This window comes from Mycobacterium sp. E136 (assembly GCF_001666865.1).
Taxonomy (GTDB): Bacteria; Actinomycetota; Actinomycetes; order Mycobacteriales; family Mycobacteriaceae; genus Mycobacterium.
Genome location: NZ_LZJE01000052.1, coordinates 1 through 16346 on the forward strand (window position 1 = coordinate 1; position 16346 = coordinate 16346).

The 16346-nt window shown below is 61.2% G+C and carries 14 protein-coding genes and 3 pseudogenes; 4 read left to right on the forward strand and 13 right to left on the reverse strand.

What is annotated here, in order from left to right; genetic code table 11:
• From A5698_RS29270 to A5698_RS03825, 3 genes and pseudogenes are all read right to left on the reverse strand, one after another.
• Positions 1-160 (reverse strand): annotated as a pseudogene (locus tag A5698_RS29270) (replication initiator); the annotation flags it as partial.
• Positions 157-1590 carry an FtsK/SpoIIIE domain-containing protein gene (locus A5698_RS03820; RefSeq protein ID WP_046284113.1) on the reverse strand — a complete coding sequence of 478 codons (1434 nt, stop codon included), beginning with the start codon at positions 1588-1590 and terminating at the stop codon, positions 157-159. The gene A5698_RS03820 and the pseudogene A5698_RS29270, both read right to left, overlap by 4 nt.
• 89 nt (positions 1591-1679) lie before the next feature.
• Positions 1680-2024, reverse strand: coding sequence for an SCO3933 family regulatory protein (locus A5698_RS03825; protein ID WP_011893911.1), 345 nt, complete (start codon positions 2022-2024; stop codon positions 1680-1682).
• Positions 2025-2264: 240 nt separating this feature from the next.
• Here A5698_RS03825 and A5698_RS03830 point away from each other — a divergent pair, with 240 nt between their 5' ends.
• Complete coding sequence (locus A5698_RS03830; RefSeq protein WP_012394806.1) at positions 2265-3083, forward strand: hypothetical protein; 819 nt, start codon at positions 2265-2267, stop codon at positions 3081-3083.
• 5 nt (positions 3084-3088) lie between these two features.
• Positions 3089-3556, forward strand: a complete 468-nt coding sequence (locus A5698_RS03835) for an NUDIX hydrolase (protein ID WP_012394807.1) — start codon at positions 3089-3091, stop codon at positions 3554-3556.
• Positions 3557-3566: 10 nt separating this feature from the next.
• On the opposite strand, the gene A5698_RS03840 is transcribed toward A5698_RS03835, so the two are convergent.
• Positions 3567-4103, reverse strand: a complete 537-nt coding sequence (locus A5698_RS03840; RefSeq protein WP_012394808.1) for an HD domain-containing protein — start codon at positions 4101-4103, stop codon at positions 3567-3569.
• Between the two features lie 521 nt (positions 4104-4624).
• Between A5698_RS03840 and A5698_RS29275 the strand changes: the two genes are divergently transcribed.
• Complete coding sequence (locus A5698_RS29275; RefSeq protein WP_229477557.1) at positions 4625-4939, forward strand: transposase; 315 nt, start codon at positions 4625-4627, stop codon at positions 4937-4939.
• Positions 4940-5074: 135 nt separating this feature from the next.
• Here A5698_RS29275 and A5698_RS03850 read toward each other — a convergent pair whose 3' ends face one another.
• The 9 genes and pseudogenes from A5698_RS03850 to A5698_RS03890 all read right to left on the reverse strand — a co-directional run.
• Positions 5075-6196, reverse strand: coding sequence for an acyl-CoA dehydrogenase family protein (locus A5698_RS03850; RefSeq protein ID WP_016889182.1), 1122 nt, complete (start codon positions 6194-6196; stop codon positions 5075-5077).
• A 66-nt stretch (positions 6197-6262) separates the two neighbouring features.
• Positions 6263-7888, reverse strand: coding sequence for a fatty acid--CoA ligase (locus A5698_RS03855; protein ID WP_046286959.1), 1626 nt, complete (start codon positions 7886-7888; stop codon positions 6263-6265).
• 14 nt (positions 7889-7902) lie between these two features.
• On the reverse strand, positions 7903-8556 hold the full coding sequence (locus A5698_RS03860) for a transglutaminase-like domain-containing protein (protein WP_012394811.1): 654 nt from the start codon (positions 8554-8556) through the stop codon (positions 7903-7905).
• Positions 8553-10010, reverse strand: coding sequence for a cytochrome P450 (locus A5698_RS03865; protein ID WP_047037865.1), 1458 nt, complete (start codon positions 10008-10010; stop codon positions 8553-8555). Before A5698_RS03865 ends, A5698_RS03860 begins: the two co-directional genes overlap by 4 nt.
• A gap of 115 nt (positions 10011-10125) precedes the next feature.
• Entirely contained in the window at positions 10126-11661 is a 1536-nt protein-coding gene (locus A5698_RS03870) for a flavin-containing monooxygenase (protein WP_068293534.1), read from the reverse strand.
• Positions 11662-11722: 61 nt separating this feature from the next.
• The gene (locus tag A5698_RS03875; RefSeq protein WP_046285469.1) at positions 11723-12688 is read right to left on the reverse strand and encodes an alpha/beta hydrolase; all 966 of its coding nucleotides are present in this window, start codon (positions 12686-12688) and stop codon (positions 11723-11725) included.
• Positions 12685-14202, reverse strand: coding sequence for a flavin-containing monooxygenase (locus A5698_RS03880; protein WP_046285468.1), 1518 nt, complete (start codon positions 14200-14202; stop codon positions 12685-12687). The genes A5698_RS03875 and A5698_RS03880 overlap by 4 nt, the downstream gene beginning before the upstream one ends.
• A gap of 47 nt (positions 14203-14249) precedes the next feature.
• On the reverse strand, positions 14250-15749 hold the full coding sequence (locus A5698_RS03885) for a flavin-containing monooxygenase (RefSeq protein ID WP_046285467.1): 1500 nt from the start codon (positions 15747-15749) through the stop codon (positions 14250-14252).
• A pseudogene (locus tag A5698_RS03890) lies at positions 15746-16168 on the reverse strand (ferritin-like domain-containing protein); the annotation flags it as partial. The pseudogene A5698_RS03890 and the gene A5698_RS03885, both read right to left, overlap by 4 nt.
• Between A5698_RS03890 and A5698_RS27815 the strand changes: the two are divergent.
• Positions 16156-16346, forward strand: a pseudogene (locus A5698_RS27815) (ferritin-like domain-containing protein); the annotation flags it as partial. The pseudogenes A5698_RS03890 and A5698_RS27815 sit on opposite strands and share 13 nt — an antisense overlap.

A 16346-nucleotide genomic window follows, 5' to 3' on the forward strand; every position in this document is an offset into this window, starting at 1 on the left:
TGGGGTGGGCGCAGAAGCCAACAGATTCCGCGCGCCGCCACCACGATTCGAACCCCGTCGAGGACGCGCGGCGCACCATCTGATCCACCACCGCATTGGTGTCGATCGAGCCGGGAACCCCGGGCAACACCAGCGTGGGGGCTGTCGTTGCAGTAGTCACCGTTGACCCCGGGCGGTGTCGGTGCGCCCGCTGTTGGACTGGTTGGTTCGGGTCGCGGCACGAGGTGGCCGGAATCGTGCTGCCAGAGTGGCGATGTCGTGGTCGGCGACGTGAAATGCCCGTACCCGCACCGGTTGGGCCGTGCCATCGATCATCATGTAGCCCACACCGGGAGTGGTGTCGGGGATGTGATCGCAGTCGGCCCCCGCGTCGCGGGCGCCCTGGCCCAAAACCATGGTGGTTTGGGTGGCTTCGGTCAACCGCAACCCGATTCGCACGGTAAACAGCTGCCGCATCGGCAGGGTGTCTTTGGCCGGATCTTGCACCGCTGCCACCACCGAAATGCCGACGGCCCGGCCTTGGGAGAGCAGCAGGCCCAACAGCTGTTCAATTTCGCTGCGCACCTTGCGGTCGGTCACATACGCAGTCAGCGCGGCGATCTCATCGATCACCACCACGAATAACGGCTCAGTCGGAGTCGGGGTGTGCATGCGCGTCTTGCCCCGTAACCGATTGGCGCGGGCGTGCATCACCTCCACTAGTTGCCGCAGCAGGTACAGGGTGGTGCCAGTGGCGTCGTGGGTGAACACCGTGAACATGGGTGCTCCGGCGCCCAGTTCCATGCCGCCTTTCGGGTCGATGACGCAGAGCCGCACTTGTCCGGTTTTCACGGCGGGGGCGAGGCCAGCGATCAGTGACCACAACACTGAACCTTTCCCCGCGCCGGTCGCGCCAGCCACGAGCAGGTGGTGGCCAAGCAGAGGTAGGTGCCACCAGTGGCGGGTTTCGGTGATCCCGACCCGCAGCGACCCCACATCCACCGCAGTCGCCGTCGTGGGCATGGGCAGGGCAATCGGGTCGGCCAGCACGTCGCCGCGCATCAGGGTGATGCGTAGCTCTCCGGGCGCGGTCGCGCGGATGGCGATCCGGTCGGCACGCCAGGCGGCGGCTAGCGCCTCGGATTGCTTGTGCCAATCAGCCAGGGAGTGGCCGGTGACCACTCGCAGCGCCAGGACGTCGGTCGTCTTGCCGATGCGCACCGACTGCAAGGTCGGCACCAAGGTGCGTTCGCCAAGTGTGGCGGTCAGGCCGTGCAGGGTGCACACCGATTGCCAGGTGCGGGTGTAGCGCGACCAGGTCAACCAGCGCCGCCGCACCGGCTCGGTGACCCATCCGTGAAACGATCGCGGGTCCAGCCACGCCCAGCCCGCATACGCGGCAGCGAAAGCAATACCGATGATCAGACCCGCGCGTGAGCCATGGGTAATGGCCATCGCCACGCTGGCGATGATCGGGATGCTGATGGCCGGGAACAGGACCGCCCACCACAGCAGATACCCGGCCGCTTTGAACAGTGAGAGGATGAGGTCGGTGATCCAGTCGTCGTCGTTGGATTGAGAGTTCTTGCTGTTTTTGTAGTTTGATGCCATGACAAGCGTCCCTCTGGTGAGTGAATGGTCGATAGCAGCTCACGTGCTGGGGCGCGACACCCACGAGCGCCGCGCCCCAGCAAATGGGGTTATTTCTGCGCGCGGGACGCTTGATCGCTCGGCGCAGCCGCGGGGTTGGTGGGGGTGATGGCGTCGGCACGGAACGCCACGCCGCTGCGATCACCTTGAGCCCAAGGGATAGCAACCAGACCCGCGACTGAAACAGGTTGGGTGACTGTCACTTTCGGATCCCCGGCGACGGTGACGTTGAGCACTTCACCACCGGTGTCATCCAACGCCAACAGCTGCGCGGCATACAGTGGCACGCCGGTGGCGGTGTCCACTTTTGGGCTGCCGGTCTCGAAGTTCAGCCGCGGCTCGGCCGCTCGGGTGACGATGAACCGTGTGCCTGATGTGTCGATTCTTAAACGCATTGTCCCGCTGTTCCTTTCGTGATCTGTTTGCGCCCCGTTGCGGCGCTGGGCTCAGTTCACGTGGACATCGCGGACGTAGCGAGGGACGTTGGCAGGCATTGCCGACACTGCCGCAGACATTTCGGACACGACAGGGACATGCCCGTGGGCATCGGACGGGCATCACCGCCGCGGGGCGGCGGCAGTCGCATGGCAAACTAGGAACCACGCGCTGAGGATGGACAGGGATGACACGGAAAGATGTGCGCTGAGACGACGGGCGATCAGGACGGCGACGCCGAGGCCGCCACGATCCCCAACGATCGCCTCACCCAACGGCTGCACGCCAAGGGACTCTCCCCACAGAGGTTCGCCACTGCGGTGGGCGTGGATATCAAGACGGTGCGCCGCTGGCTGGCCAACATCGACTACAACGTCCGCGAGGACAACGCCCGCCGCGCCGCTAAGCTGCTTGGCTGCACACCGCACAACCTGTGGCCCAACCAGTATCCTGCCCCTACCGCGAGCGCGCTGGCGACGACGTCGCTGGGTGGTCCGTTCACCGCGACGCTGTATGCCAGCCGCACCCAGCTGCCGATCACGACGTGGCAGCAGCATTTCGGCGACGCCACCACCGGCATCGACATCCTCGTCCTGGCGGCCACGTTCCTGTTTGACACCCTCGACGGCTTCCTCGACATTCTGCTCGACGCCGCCGCCCGCGGTGTGGCGGTGCGGTTTCTCGTCGGGGATCCTGACACTGCCACCACGATCCTGCGCGGCAAGGAGGAAGGCATCGGCGAGGCCGTCATCGCCCGCTGCCGCACGTCCGTGGAGTTGCTCGCCCCGCATGCCGATACCCCGGGGCTGGATATCCGCACCCACGACACCACGCTCTACACGTCGATCTTCCGGGTCGACGACGCCATGATCGTCAACTTCCACATCTACGGCTCACCCGGGCGCAACAACCCCGTGCTTGTGCTGTCGCGCCACCACGAACCACGGCTCTGGGCCACCCTCGAAGACGCTTTCACCCAGGTCTGGGATCGCGCCAGACCGCTCAGCGCGAAAGGCTGAACCCTATGCGAACCGACTACTACAACGACCCCAACGCCCCGCTGCCCAACAGCGTCGTTCCGTCAGCCTCGGCCATCGTCACCGACGAACAGGGTCGTATCCTGCTGATCAAACGCCGCGACAACACCCTGTGGGCGCTACCCGGCGGCGGACACGACATCGGCGAAACGATTGCCGACACCGCCGTCCGGGAAGTCAAAGAGGAAACCGGGCTCGACATTGAAGTCACCGGCCTTGTCGGTGTCTACACCAACCCGCAGCATGTCGTCGCGTTCACCGATGGCGAAGTCCGCCAACAGTTCTCTCTGTCCTTCACCACCAAGGTGCTCGGCGGTACCCTGGCCATCGATCACGAAAGCACCGACATCGCCTGGACCGATCCCGACGACATCCCCAATCTGGACATGCACCCGTCGATGCGACTGCGCATCGAGCACTACCTGCAACACCGCGACAGCCCCTACCTCGGCTAACCGGCTGGGTTTACAGCCAATCGCGTACCCGTCGGACCGCCGCCAACAGTTCGTCGCGCCCCGCGTCGACCGCGCGGTGCACCGGGTCCTCGGGTCCATAGCGGCCCAACACCTCGATCAATCGATCTCGCGGTGATACCGGCGCCCCGTCCGGCCCGGTCGTCAGATCGCAAAAGGTCAACACATCCAGAACATCGCTGGGCGGATCGCTGAACGCCGCTAAACCTGACAAGCCGCGCTCGGCAGCTTCCGCGTGCGCCCCAGTATGGAACGCCACCAGGGAGGCGACCAGCTCCCGAAAACCCGCCGCCCGGGCAAACTCTGCGCCATCGAGCGGATGAAACCCGGTCCGGCGCAACGACGGTGCGTAGCCGATATCGTGCAGCCACGCCGCTGCCACCAAAGAGTCCGCTGTCTGGGCATCGAACCGCCGACTCAGCCGCTCGGCAGTCGTCGCGACACCCCGCACATGCGCCAACCGCCGCAGCTGCCCCACCAGTCGCGTCTCGGCCTCTCGCCGTGCACGCTGCGCCAGCATCCCGCTCACAACCGCCATCCTACGAGTCCCATCGCCATGGCGCAGACCCGCAACTGATGCTCAGCGGAGCCCGGGCCGCCATAGCCCGCGAGGAACCGGCGGCTACCTGCGGGCTTCGCTACGCTCCCTCTGCTCCCGTCCGCTGGCGCTCCCGTCCGCGCCGCTCGCTACGCTTCGCCCTCCGTCCGCCGCCACACAAGCTTGCACACGACGACGAGCGCTGTACATCTCAACGGCCACGGCATCCTGGCACCACGACAAGCCAGGACTGTCCTCGCTCCTCGCCGCATCGAGACGGCGCGGGCAGCAGGCGCGACCAACGCCCGCCTGACCGCCGCTGGCCTGCGATGTGAGAACTTTCTTTACTGCTATCAAGTCGATGGCGGCACGTTGCCACCAGCTCGACACCGCAGCCGCCCGACTCGAACGCCACGTCGACACCATCACCGCCACCGCCGCACCCGAGCTACAGCGTCGGGCCCGACACCGCTGCCACCCTGCTGACCGCCCTCGGCGACAACCCCGCTCGGATCGGCAGCGACGCCGCTTTCGCCAAACTCTGCGGGGTCAGCCCACTGGAAGCCTCCAGCGGCAAAACGATCCGCCACCGGCTCAATTGGGGAGGCAATCGCGACGCCAACCGTGCCCTGCACGTCATCCTGGTGGTGCGCATGCACCGTCACCAGCCCACCCGCGACTACTTCGTTCACCGCCTGGCCGAAGGCAAAACCAAGAACGAGATCATGCGCTGCATCAAGCGTACATCGCCCGCGAGATCTACCACGCCCTCCGCCAACCCAGCAGAAGAACCAACGAACTCATTGCCTGAAGAACTCATTGCCTGAAGATAGGAGCATCTGGTATCAACTCCCGAAGGGCACCCGATCCGCAATGTCCACCCATTTCGTGGCGATACGGCACCACTGTCGATGCCATCACCCTCACAGGTGAGTAATGTGCAGGTGGCAAATCGTTCAGGGTCATAGGGAACGCGAGATGATTTCCTTCATCACCTCATTTGTGCCGGCGTAGATTTTCTGCACGCGCTGGTCCACCCACAATCTCGAGATGGGATACTCGGTCATGTACCCATATCCGCCGTGGAGCTGCAAACAGTCATCGAGCACCTTCATCGCTCGCTCAGTGGTCCACCATTTCGCCATGGCGACGGTCTGGACGTCGAGTTGGCCCGCGAGGTGTAGGTCGATGCAGTAGTCCAAAAATACTCGTGCGATGCGCGTTTCGGTTGCAGCTTCGGCCAAGATGAATTTCGTGTTCTGGAAGCCGAAGACGGGCCGTCCGAACGCTTCCCGCTCACGGGTGTATTTGAGTGTCTGCTCCACGGCAAGTTCCATCGCCGCGACCGCCCCAACCGCGACGATGAGCCGCTCTTGAGGTAGCTGCGTCATCAGCTGAATGAAACCCTGACCCTCGGTCTCGCCCAGGAGGTGCGAGCGGGGAACTCTTACGTCGTCGAAGAACAACTCGGAGGTGTCTTGTCCGCGTTGGCCGATTTTGTCGAGGACCTTGCCGCGCCGGAATCCGGGTCGATCGGCTTCGGCGACGATCAGCGAGATGCCGGCGGCGCCCTGACTTGGATCTGTCTTGGCGACGACGATGATCAGGTCGGCTTGCTGACCGTTGGTGATGAAGGTCTTTGCGCCGGTGATCACGTACTCGTCACCGTCAAGAATTGCTTTGGTCTTGACACTCTGCAGATCAGAACCGGTCCCTGGCTCCGTCATGGCGATAGCACCGATCATTTCGCCTGAGGCCATCTTGGGCAGCCACTGCCTCCGTAGTTCTTCGGCCGCATACTGGAGGATGTAGTGCGCGACGATTCCGCTGTGCAGCCCTGCGCCCCATGAGCTGTCCCCGACTCGGGCTTGCTCTTCGAGTACGACGGCTTCGTGCGCGAATGTGCCGCCTCCCCCGCCGTATTCTTCGGGTATGGACATGCAGAGCAGGCCTAGTTCGCCGGCTTTGTGCCACAATTCTCGGTCAACTTGGTGCTGGTCTGCGAAACGTTGCGCATGTGGTGCCAATTCGGTCGAGAAGAACTTCGCGGCAAGGTCACGAAGCTCGAGCAATTCGGCGCTCATCCAGGGAGAAATTGATGCTGTCACAGGATTCCCTCTCGGCTGTTCAATATCAATGGGTTTGATTTCTTAGGACGTTTCGATCTGATACTCGCCGGCGGAGTGACGCGCGCGTATGGCCTTCTTGTCGTATTTTCCGACGCTTGTTCGGGGAATCTCAGACACGAAGCTCCACCGCTCCGGGATCCACCACTTGGCGACCTTGTCCAACAGAAACGCGCGCAGTCGGTCGATGTCGACCTCGGCTCCACGGTGAACCACGACCAGGGCGAGCGGTCTTTCCTGCCATTTGTCGTCGGGAACTGCCACCACCGCAGCCTCGTAGATCGCCGGGTGACCAATCAGCGTGTTTTCCAGCTCGACTGAGGAGATCCATTCTCCACCTGACTTGATGACGTCCTTCGCACGATCGGTCAGCGTGAGATACCCGTCTGGGTCGATCCGGCCGACGTCGCCGGTGCGCAGCCACCCTCCGTCGAACTTGTCCGGATCATTTTCGCCGAAGTAGGCGCCGGTGATCCACGGGCCCCGCGCCTGTATTTCACCCACTGATCGACCGTCCCACGGCACGGTCTTCTTATGGTCGTCACGCAACCGGATCTCGACACCGCACATCGGCCGACCCTGGCTTTCGCGCATCTCCCACGCACGGGTCTCGCCTACTCCGTGCGCTGCGCGTGCGACGGTAGCCAGCGGCGAGGTTTCGGTCATGCCCCATGCCTGCACGATAGGCACGTTGTACTTGTCTTCGAATGCCCGCATCAGCGAGACGGGGACTGCCGATCCCCCGCAGGCAACCAGCCGAAGTGAGGAGATATCCCGGGCGGGATTCGATTCCAGGTATCGATCGACATCGTTCCAGATCGTCGGCACTGCACCGGCGATAGTCGGCTGAGTCTCTTCGATGATCGACACCAGCGGCGCGGCCTGCAGATGGCGATCGGGTAATACCAAGTCCGCACCAGACATCAACGCCGCGTAGATCAGTCCCCACGCATTGGCGTGAAACATCGGGACAATGGCCAGGATACGGTCGGCCTCGCTCACTGCCAGGGCGTTCGACGTGCAGGCGGTCAGTGCATGTAGGTAGGTCGAACGGTGGCTGTAGACAACACCTTTGGGATTTCCAGTAGTCCCGCTGGTGTAGCACATGGCCGCGGCGGAACGCTCATCGATCTCGGGCCAATCGAAAGTCTCCGGTTGCTGCGCCAGGATCTCCTCGTAACGCAACACCGTCTTCCCGCATCGCTGCAGCGGAGCGAGGTCGCCGCCCCCGGTGGCGATGACCGTATGCACCGACTCCATCGCTGGTAGCGCACTAGCCAACAATGGCGCAACCGACGCATCCACCAGGATGATCTGATCGCTGGCATGGTTGGCGATGTACGCGAGTTGCTCTGGAGCCAAACGAATGTTGAGGGTGTGCAGCACCGCGCCCATGGAGGGAACCGCGCAGTAGGCCTCGAGATGCTCTTGGTTACTCCACTGAAAAGTGGCCACCCGTTGATCTGCCGTTATTCCCAGCCCGCGCAACGCATTGGCAAGTCGGCCCGCTCGCCCCAGGACGCTACGGTAGGACATACTTCGGCATCCAGTTCCGTCGGGGGTGATCACCTCGCTGTTTCCGTGAATGGAGGCGGCATGGCGGACAATTGCCGAGATTGTGAGCTGGACGTCTTGCATCGTGCTGTGCATTTCGCATCGGCCCTTCAGGCGAACAGGTCTGGATGGCGACTCGCATCGCCTATGAGCGTCCCGTAGTGGGTTCTGAGCGCTTGCAGGATCTCTGCCAGCGGTAGATCGTCGAAGGCGCCTCGATCCCTCAGATATTCCATGTGTTGTGTGCCGTCACCGGCGAACCCGTGCAGCAGGGCGTCTGTGCGCCCGTCGAAATCAATTGGCGGGACGCCGAACCGTGCGCATAGCTCGCGATTGAACGCCGGAGTTGCCTTGACCCAGACACCGCAGAGATGCATGAGGCTGTATCCGTGGTAGACGAATACGTCGGTACCGCCCATCCGCTCACGCAATGTCTCGGTCTGAAGGTGGTTTCGGACATCGGCGAACCCCAGCCGCGCTGGGATGCCTGCTGCTCGGCAGGCCGCCGTCAAGAGCACCGCCTTCGGGACGCAGTAAGCGCGGTCTGCAGTTGCGATGGTGCTGGCGCGATACGCATGCGGGTCATCGGTCACGGTGTAGGGGTCATACCAAATCGAGTCGCGGACCGCAGTGAAGATGGCTATGGCCTTCGTGGTGTCGTCGACCGCGCCGCGGGTCGCCGATGCAACGAAGTCGCGTACCGATTCATGTTGCCAATCGAGGAACTCCGTGGGCTCCAGGTAAGGCGAGTTCTCACCGCTCATCGGTGCCGCAACGTCACAGGCAGTCCGTCCACGGGAATGGGCAGCGAGGTGTTGTCCCAACGCACGTGATAGTCGTTTGGGACCGTCCAAGTGTAGGTACGCAACATCTGGTGCAGGATTGCCTTCACCTCGAGTGTGCCGAACTGCATCCCAATGCATTTGTGCGCCCCCCCGCCGAACGGCACCCAGGCGAATCGGTGCTGTTGGTCCTCGCGCCGGGGCTCATCGAAGCGCGACGGATCGAAACGGTCCGGGTCGCTCCATATTCTGCGGTCGAAGTGATTTACGGCGGGTGTGATTGCGCACAAGGTTTCACGGGGGATGTGATAGCCGTCGATGGCGACATCGCGGACGGTCTTGCGCATCACCAGCGGAACGGGCGCCAGCAGACGCAGAGCTTCTTTGAGGATCAGATCGAGGACCGTCATCTGCTCCAGTTCGTCGATATCTGGCGAATCGTCACCGAAGGACCGCGCCTCCGCCGCTGCCTTCTCCTGCCACTCAGGATGTTTAGCGAGGAAGTAGGTCACAGCAGTGGTGGTGATCGTGGAGGTATCATGGGCGGCCATCATGAGAAAGATCATGTGGTTGATCACATCCTCGTCGGAGAATCGTTCACCGTCTTCCGTGGTCGCCTGGCATAGGGCGGCGAATAGATCGTCGGTCTCGCCTGCACGCGCGGCCGGCAGGTGTCGGGAGAAGTAGTCCTCCAACACGCGCCGCCCATGCACGCCGGCGCGGAACCTGGTGCCCGGGAGTGGAACTCGCACAAAGGAACTCGCCGCGCGAACAGTGGAAATGAACGCCTCGTTGACAGCAGCGCTCTCGTCCTTGCCGCGGCCACCCATGAAGACATCCGTGGCAATATCGAGGGTGAGATTCTTCAACAACGGGTAGATCCGGACCGACGGACCGGTCGGCCACGCGGGCACGGCTGCGCGAACGCACGGGGCCACCTGCCCGACATATCCGGTCAGGCGAGGACGCGTGAACGCCTCCTGCATGATGCGCCGGTGCATCAAATGTTCGTCGAAGCTCATGAGCATCAACCCGCGATGGAAGAAAGCATCGATCAAGAAGGACCAGCCATCCTGAGAAAAGGCCTTGGCTTCGCTTGTGAACGCCTCACGCGTTGCGTCTGGACCGGCGATGACCACCATTTTGGTACCGAATGCGCCCATCCACGACACCGAGCCCAAACGTTCGTAACGCTCCCGACTGAATTCTGAACCAAATCGGATGTAGTCGACAGTGTGCCCCAGCAACGGGAGTCCAGCGTCCCCTAGGACGGCTCTCAGCCCAGATCCGGCGGGGGCCAGCGCAAGTTCCCGGACTCTCCAGTCCCGACTCCACTGTCGCCATTTGTCATCGACGACGCGGGGGGCGGGCGCCAACAGGACAGACGTCAACCGCTCCTTGGGGTGACGCGTGAGTGCGAGAAGCTGATTAGCCACGATGCCTCCTGGGCGCTCTGCTGCACGGGTATCTGGTAACAGTTTACATAGATGTGCTGAATGTCAATATTCGAACAATGAACAGTGAAATGTTAGACACCGCCTGCGACCCGGATCATCTGCGCAGCCTCGCGCCGTTCTCACTCGGGCCGTCTAACTGAAGGCGTTCAACGTGCCTGAATAGATAATCGTGATTGCGTGGTTTGCGGGTGAGGATCCGGTAGGCAAATGTAGGCCCAGGCCAGTTCGTCGGGATCGCGCCACTCGAGGTCGTGTACCAGCTCGCGCAAAGCGCCCACACCGACCTTCGCAGCCGCCGGCCCAATCGTGTGTTGTAGCTTTGCTCGATGTCTGGCCTGACGTCGACCGTACGCCCTGGGGCACTCGCCAAAATCTTGATGAGGGCACCGACATAGCGGACCTGAGACTCGATCATGTAAATGATCGACCCGGAACCGACGTTCGTGTTCGGGCCATAGAGGAGAAAGAGATTCGGGAACATCGGGACTGTAATGCCCAGGTATGCGTGCGCCTGCGTCCCCCACACCTCGTCCAGAGTCACTCCGCCCCAGCCGCGAACACGCATCGGGGCGAGGAAGTCGGTAGCGCGGAAACCTGTTCCGTAAATGACGACGTCCGCGTGGTGGAGTACGCCATCGTCGGTCACGACTTCCTTGTCGCAAAGCTTCGCAACCGCGTTGGTCACCAACGAGACTTCACCGTTGGCAATCGCGGGGTAGTAATCATTCGAGAACAACACCCGCTTGCACCCCGGCGCATCTGATGGCGTGAGTTGCCGGCGCAGCATTGGATCGGCAACCTGCCGATGGAGGTGGTAGCGGGCGACCGCGCCGAGAATGCGTGACAAGGGCTTCGCGTCGACCAACGTCACTGCGAGCACTTCAAAAATCAGCCATACCGCGAAACGCTCAAGACGCGGCCACAGCGGCAGAACCTTAATCAGCTGTTGGTGAAGACGTCCGTACCTGCTGTCCCACTTCGGCAAAATCCAAGGCGCCGTGCGCTGATACAGCGTTACGCGCTGTGCCTCGTGTGCGATCCATGGCACAAACTGTATCGCGCTTGCGCCTGTCCCGATGACGGCTACTTCCTTGCCGCGCAGCGATACCGAATGGTCCCAACGCGCCGAATGAAAACGCGGCCCCTCGAAGGTGTCTTCGCCGGCAATATTCGGCGTATGAGGTCGCGAGAGCTGCCCCACGGCCGAAATCACGACATCGCACCAGATCGTCTCGCTGGATTCGGTCACCAAACGCCAACGGCCGGCCTGTTCATCGAAGGTCATCTCGACGACTTCGGTCCGCGTGCGCAGCTGCAGGTCCATTCCGTCGGCCAGGACGAGTCGGCGAAGATATTGGAGTATCTCGGGCTGTTCTGCATAACGTCTCGACCAACGAGTGTTGGGCTTGTCCGAGAGTGAGTACAACGCTGACGGCACGTCGCAAGCCGCTCCTGGATAGGTGTTGTCGCGCCAGACGCCGCCGATGTCTGCAGCCTTTTCCACCATGGTGAAGTTGGTGAATCCGTCCCTCTTCAGCTGATGGGCCATGGCGATACCCGCGACGCCGGCCCCGATGATCACTATCGACGGATCGTGTCCTCGAGGATCCCTCGCAAAGCCGCCTGTCATGAGACAGCTAAGAAGCAGTTGATGGCGCGGTGGCAGTGGAGCATCCACGGTCCCAACACTTTCACCGGTGGGCCGAAGCTTTCAGGAAGTTTCCAGCGCGGTGGATCGCCTCACGAGCCTCGGGCAGGATTCGGAACATGGCTTGGAACACGTGGATCTGTCCCCGGTACACCTGTATCTCAACGCTTGATCCGGCCGATCGGAGGCGGTCGGCAAGATGCCTCGAGTCATCGATCAACATTTCTCTTCCGCCTACCTGAATCAGGATCGGTGGCATGGACCTGAGGTCTGCGTCGAGCACGCTGATTCGCTCATTGCGGTGATCTGCACCAGCCACGTACAGGTCAAGAGCGCGGGCCGCGGACCGAGCAGAGGCGAAAGGATCACGGCGGCGAAGTTCGCGTGCCCTCGCGAGTTCACATGTCAGATCCAGGACCGGAGACATGAGAAGCATCGAATCCGGCAGCGGAAGTCCGTCACTACGTGCGCCAAGGGCGGTGGCCATCGTGAGCTGGCCGCCCGCCGAGTCCCCGGCCACCGCAACACCGCGTTCGCCGGAAGCCGAAGGCTGCCCTGTGACGAGCCAGCGGTATGCGTTCAGTGCATCGTCGGCGGCAGCGGGAAAGGGATAGCGTGGAGCTAGCCGATACCTCACCGCAAAGATGGGCCGACCGCTCGCGGAGGCAAGTTCACCGAGCAGGCCGCGGTGGGTAGCCGGTGAGCACATGGAGTAGGCGCCGCCATGAATGTAGAGCAACGGAACCGCGTGTGGATCGACTGCAGGAGAAGTGATCCAATCCCCGCGTATCTGATTCCCGGCGAACTCGGTATCTATTGTGCGAACCGCCACGCTTCGGCGGGGCCGCGATCCCACAAGCGCCATCCGGAGTACGCGATCCATCACCGCGAGGCCGTGGGCGTTCGACGGGATGAGTTGCGACAGCGGACGCAGTGTGTTTCGCGAAGTCATTGCCACGAAATGACTTGCAAGACTGGGGCGCCGGTCCGTCGCATCAGTGTCGGTCACCGTGCGCCCACGGATTCTGCGCGACGTTCAAATCGGTAATCGGAGAGCCGGAAGGTGCGGCTACGCCAGTAAGTCTCCAGGGTCGTTGACGGACGCAACGGAACATCGCCGTGTTTGTCGAAATAGTAACTGTTGGCATTGGAACAGCTCGGCTGCCAGAAAACCTGTCGATGTCGGCGGTTAACCATGTCAGCGAAGTAGCGGTCGTTCGCCTGCTGTCTGACCTCTACGTAATCAGCCTTCAGCGTGCGCGCACGACGAAGACAGCGGACGATATGCCGACTTTGCGCCTCGATGAGTGTGAAGTAGGAGGAGCCGTTGTAACCATAGGGACCGAAGATATTGAAGTGATTCGGGAACCCTGGGACGCTCACACCCTCGAAGGCTTGGAGGCGGTGCTCATCCCACCAGGCAGACTGCTCCACTCCACCGCGTCCCTTCAGCACATAAGTCGGCATATTGCCCGACTCCATCACTTTGAACCCGGTGGCCAAGACCATGACATCGATCGGATAACTCTTGCCATCTTCCGTGTGAACCGAGGCATGGTCGACATGGGTGATGCCGCTGGTCTCGAGCGAAACATTGCGACGGTTGTACGTTGCGAGATAGGAATTGTGGAAACTCGGTCGCTTACAACCCAACGAATAGCGAGGAATGAGTTGGTCTCGAGTCACCGGATCGTCGACCGCCCGACGCATATAGCGTTTCGCCGCCTCTTCCATGAGGTCCGACACAGGGATCAACGAGTGAAAATGAGCTGCGATTGGAAATGTGAACTCGACGAACGCCTGACTCGCAGTGCGCGTCATCAGTTGTGCCCCTGGCACCAACCGCATCACTGTCGCGGCCCAGCTCGGTATGGAGAAATCCGGCTTCGGCAAGCAGTAAATCGGCGTTCGCTGGAAGACCGTCAGACTTGATGCGATCTTCGCGATTTCGGGAATCAGCTGCACCGCAGATGCCCCAGTCCCGATCACCGCCACCCGCTTACCGGTGAGATCTTTCGTGTGGTCCCATCTGGCCGTATGCAGCGTCACGCCGGCGAAGTCGCGCACTCCTGGAATATCAGGCCACTTCGGCCGACTGAGAACGCCAGAGCAATTTATCACAAAACGCGCGGTCAGATTCTGACCAGAGGAGCAGCTCAGCCGCCATAGTGCGGCGCCTTCGTCGAAACAGGCTTCGTCCACAGTCGTGTTGAACCGGATGTAATTTTGGAGTCCGTATTTTTCTACACACCGCTCTGCATAAGCCTTCAACTCATCCCCGTGAGCGTAAGTACGTGACCAGGATGTTCGCATCTCATAAGAGAACTGGTAACTATAGGACGGAATATCGACCGCTATTCCCGGATACGTATTCCAGTGCCATGTGCCGCCGACGCCATCGGCGTCATCGACTATAAGAAAGTCCGCAAATCCGGCCTTCAACAGGCTGATGGCTGTACCAATCCCAGAAAACCCGGCTCCGACTATTACAATTTTGTAGTGCTGCCCAGACTCAGAACCCATTACTTCCTCACGTGCGCTTTGATGTTTACCCTATCCGCTGCTGCAGTTCAGCGTGTTTGTGTCAACTTCAGGTCAGCATCGTCACGCCGAGTGATGTCGTAATCCCGCATATCCAGACGGGACAGTTCCCTGGTGAACTGAGTCGCAAAGCCCGGATACATCGTGCCGTTATAGCCGTCCTCCGTTAAATACCAGCTGCTGCAACCCGAGTTCCATGTCGTGCGTCGTAACCGCCGCTGAATATTGGAGTGGTACGCGTTTTGGCTACCCTCTTTCACATCCAGGGTATGGACTCCGTTACCTTCGTCGCGCAAGAGCTCGATCGCTTTTACGATGTAATCGATTGCTGCCTCCATATATAGAAGGGCAGAGTTGTGGCCAGGACCGGAATTAGGCCCGAAAGTGAAGAACAAATTCGGATAGCCGGCCACACTCACGCTCTTGTAGGCAAATCTCCCCTCAGACCACGCGTCTTCGAGTTTTCGTCCGTCGCGCCCTCGGATCGGAAATGGCGTACCGCGTTTACACACATCGAAGCCTGTCGCGAATACTATGCAGTCCACCTCATGCTCGATGCCGTCGGCGGTTCGAATTCCGTTCGGAGCCAGTGTGGCGATCGGCCAGCTGACGAGTTTGCAGTTATCGGCCTGGAGAGCAGGGTAATAGTCGTTAGTCATAAGCATGCGTTTGCACCCAGGTCTGAACTGCGGTGTTAGCTGACGTCTCAACCAGGTATCCTTCACCTGCCGACGCAGATTCGCCTTCGCGGCCGCTTGGATGACAGATGTGGCAGCGGTATCCCAAACCATGCCCACGGCCATGACCTCATGCGCCCAGAACCACGCACCTCGTAGGGCCTGTTCGGTTGCCGGCATGCGCTTGAAAGTCGAACGCGCCCAGGCCGGATGCCGGAAATTCACCCTCGGTAGGACCCAGCCGGGCGTCCTCTGAAACACCTTGACCGACGCCGCCAACTGGACCAATTCGGGAACGATCTGCACAGCGCTCGCCCCGGTCCCGATAACCGCCACCCTCTTACCGCTCATGTCATAGGAGTGGTCCCACCGAGCACTGTGAATCTTTTTCCCCTCGTACGACTCGATGCCACGAATATCCGGGAAACTGGCGTCAGCAAGTGGTCCGCTAGCCATCACGACTGAACGGCCCCTATACCGCCTGCCGCCGGTCGTGTCGACAACCCACTCTCCGGCATCCTCGTCGAATTCCAGTGCACTCACGTCCGCACCGAAATGAATGAACCTCCCAAGATCGTATTTCGCGACAATCGCGTCGATATAGGCGAGGATCTCTGCGCTCCCCGAGTATGCGCGAGTCCAGCCTGGGTTCGGCTCGAACGAGTAGGAGTACAGCAATGACGGAATGTCGCAGGCGGCGCCGGGGTAAGTGTTGTCACGCCAGGTGCCCCCGATGCGATGTGATCGCTCCAAGATGACAAAGTCGTTAATGCCCGCTTGAAGCATTCTCATCGCCGTACCGATACCCGCGAAGCCGGCGCCGACGATCAAAGTCGTTACCGTGTCCGTCATTTAGCGACCGGTTCATAGGTCAGTTCATCCGTCCATGAAGGCGGTCGCCCGAGTACTTGCACGGGGAAGATGTCGATCGCATTGCCTAAGCGCTGGGAAACGAAGTGAAGGGGTTGGGACCGCTTGATCGAGGAGGACATGTGGGCCTTCAAGATGTGATATCCAGGCACCCTCCGCGTGTGCTCACTGCGGTCCCCGACATTGCCATATCGCGTCACCGCGTTGTACAGCTTCTCTTCGGATAGCCCCATCGCGTTGAGATTCATCAACATGCGCGTGAGAAGCGGTATATACAGCAACGCGCCAGTGAGAATACGGGGGTCCATCACAGCGCCGACCGTTTGGATTGCATGGATTCGCATGGGACTGGCGCCGAGGTCATTCAGGACTTGAAAACCTACTGCAAGGTGCCGCGATTCCCGCACTGGAGACCGCGCTGGACGGGGCCCTGCTGAAATTTCTCCTTGATGAGGTCGACGACCCAATTTGCGGGGAAGTATTCAATAAGGTCAACAGCGACGAATCGCGGCACCTTGCAGTAGGTTTTCAAGTCCTGAATGACCTCGGCGCCAGTCCCATGCGAATCCATGCAATGCT

Bases quoted from the DNA above. Each gene is read 5' to 3' on its own strand.
- A5698_RS03820 (WP_046284113.1), bottom strand. From the start codon at position 1,590: ATGGCATCAAACTACAAAAACAGCAAGAACTCTCAATCCAACGACGAC.
- A5698_RS03825 (WP_011893911.1), bottom strand. From the start codon at position 2,024: ATGCGTTTAAGAATCGACACATCAGGCACACGGTTCATCGTCACCCGA.
- A5698_RS03830 (WP_012394806.1), top strand. From the start codon at position 2,265: ATGTGCGCTGAGACGACGGGCGATCAGGACGGCGACGCCGAGGCCGCC.
- A5698_RS03835 (WP_012394807.1), top strand. From the start codon at position 3,089: ATGCGAACCGACTACTACAACGACCCCAACGCCCCGCTGCCCAACAGC.
- A5698_RS03850 (WP_016889182.1), bottom strand. From the start codon at position 6,196: ATGAGCGCCGAATTGCTCGAGCTTCGTGACCTTGCCGCGAAGTTCTTC.
- A5698_RS03855 (WP_046286959.1), bottom strand. From the start codon at position 7,888: ATGCACAGCACGATGCAAGACGTCCAGCTCACAATCTCGGCAATTGTC.
- A5698_RS03860 (WP_012394811.1), bottom strand. From the start codon at position 8,556: ATGAGCGGTGAGAACTCGCCTTACCTGGAGCCCACGGAGTTCCTCGAT.
- A5698_RS03870 (WP_068293534.1), bottom strand. From the start codon at position 11,661: ATGACAGGCGGCTTTGCGAGGGATCCTCGAGGACACGATCCGTCGATA.
- A5698_RS03880 (WP_046285468.1), bottom strand. From the start codon at position 14,202: ATGGGTTCTGAGTCTGGGCAGCACTACAAAATTGTAATAGTCGGAGCC.
- A5698_RS03885 (WP_046285467.1), bottom strand. From the start codon at position 15,749: ATGACGGACACGGTAACGACTTTGATCGTCGGCGCCGGCTTCGCGGGT.